This is a genomic window from Arthrobacter ipis (genome assembly GCF_014694315.1).
GTDB classification, from domain to species: Bacteria; Actinomycetota; Actinomycetes; order Actinomycetales; family Micrococcaceae; genus Arthrobacter; species Arthrobacter ipis.
Genome location: NZ_JAAOXD010000001.1, coordinates 869,445 through 869,848, shown reverse-complemented (window position 1 = coordinate 869,848; position 404 = coordinate 869,445). Strand labels below are relative to the sequence as shown.

Below are 404 nucleotides of genomic sequence, written 5' to 3'. Positions count from 1 at the left end.
TGGTCCACGGCGCCATGTCCTGGCTCACCGACCACGGCGCGCAGGACCTGACGGCGGTGGCCATCTCCCCGGACATGGGCCGTCCCTACCTGGACACCATCTACAACCCTGACTGGGTGCACGATCATTTCGGGGCCGCGGCTCTGGCATCCGCCGGTTTGACAGGGGCCCCGGACCGACGGTCCGACCCGGTGCCGGAGCCACAGCACCCGGCACCCGTACCCGTGGCCGATTACGTCGGCACCGCCGCACTAGGGAATTTCCTAAAGTGAAAATGCGTCTCGATAACCTACAGAGCCCACCACGTTCCACACCTACCATCAATCCCCACATTCCTGAGGCAACCGCAGCTCCGGCCGGGGGCCGCTCTCCAGCCACTCCGGCCACGGGTACGGCTGTTGCCT

Annotated in this window: 1 pseudogene; it reads left to right on the top strand. The window is 66.3% G+C overall.

From position 1 onward, the window contains the following. A pseudogene (locus tag G9E11_RS20755) lies at positions 1 to 272 on the top strand (2,3-diaminopropionate biosynthesis protein SbnA); the annotation flags it as partial. Between the last annotated feature and the right edge of the window lie 132 nt (positions 273 to 404).